1 protein-coding gene is annotated in these 1151 nt (G+C 73.2%); it reads left to right on the top strand.

The genetic code is table 11. From position 1 onward, the window contains the following. Positions 1-1151, top strand: a 1151-nt coding sequence (locus ADL05_RS32345; RefSeq protein WP_156366085.1) for an ATP-binding cassette domain-containing protein, incomplete at both ends; no start/stop codon positions are given.

The raw sequence follows: 1151 nt of genomic DNA on the forward strand, positions 1-1151 counted from the left end.
ACGGGTTGTCCTTCGAGGTGCCGGCGGGCGGCGCCCTCGGCATCGTGGGCGAGTCGGGCTCGGGCAAGAGCGTGACCTCGCTGGCCTTGATGGGTCTGCACCGGGGCAGCCGGGCGCGGATCACGGGTGCGATCGAGGTCGTGGGCCAGAACGTGGTCACGGCCTCGGACAAGGAGCTGCGCCGGATGCGCGGCAACGACATCGCGATGGTCTTCCAGGACCCGATGCAGTCGCTGCACCCGCAGTACACGATCGGCAACCAGCTGGTGGAGGCCTACCGGATCCACCATCCCAGGGCCTCCAGGGCGCACGCGCTGAAGAGGGCGGTGGAGTCGCTGGACCGCGTGGGCATCCCCGAGCCGGGCAAGCGGGTCAACTCCTACCCGCACGAGTTCTCCGGGGGGATGCGCCAGCGGGTGGTGATCGCGATGGGGCTGATGTGCGATCCCAAGGTGCTGCTGGCCGACGAGCCGACCACGGCGCTGGACGTGACGGTCCAGGCGCAGGTGCTGGACCTGTTGGACGAGCTGCGCCGCGACCTGGGCATGGGTCTGATCCTGGTCTCGCACGACCTGGCGGTCGTGGCGGGGTCGGTGGAGGAGGTCGTGGTGATGCGCCGGGGTGTGGCCGTGGAGCGCGGGGACGTGCGCACGGTGCTGTCCGCACCGGAGCACCCCTACACCCAGGCGCTGCTGGACGCGGTGCCCCGGGTCGAGGTCTCCCGCGCCCGCGCGCAGCGTCGGGCACGGGATCGGGCGGAGCGGGCGCGGGAGCAGCGCCGCCGGGAGCGGCGGGCGGGTGCGTCCACGGTCGAGGAAGGACCCCGTGCGGAGACCGAGGAGGGGACCGGTGCGGGCACCGAGGAGAGGACCGGTGCGGGCACCGCTCCGGAGCCGGAGAGCGGCGGGCGGCGGGCCGGAGCGGACGCCGTCGCCGCCGCACCGGAGCCGGGCGGGACACTGCTGCGGGTGGAGGAGGTGGCGCAGCGGTTCCGGGTGCGCGGTGGGATGTGGGGGCGTTCGACGGACTTCTGGGCGGTCAGGGACGTGTCGTTCGAGCTGCGCCAGGGCGAGACGCTGGGTGTGGTGGGCGAGTCGGGGTCGGGCAAGTCGACCCTGTCGCGGATGATCATGCGCCTGTTGGAGCCCACC

This window comes from Nocardiopsis sp. NRRL B-16309 (genome assembly GCF_001279585.1).
In the GTDB taxonomy this organism is placed as follows: Bacteria; Actinomycetota; Actinomycetes; order Streptosporangiales; family Streptosporangiaceae; genus Nocardiopsis.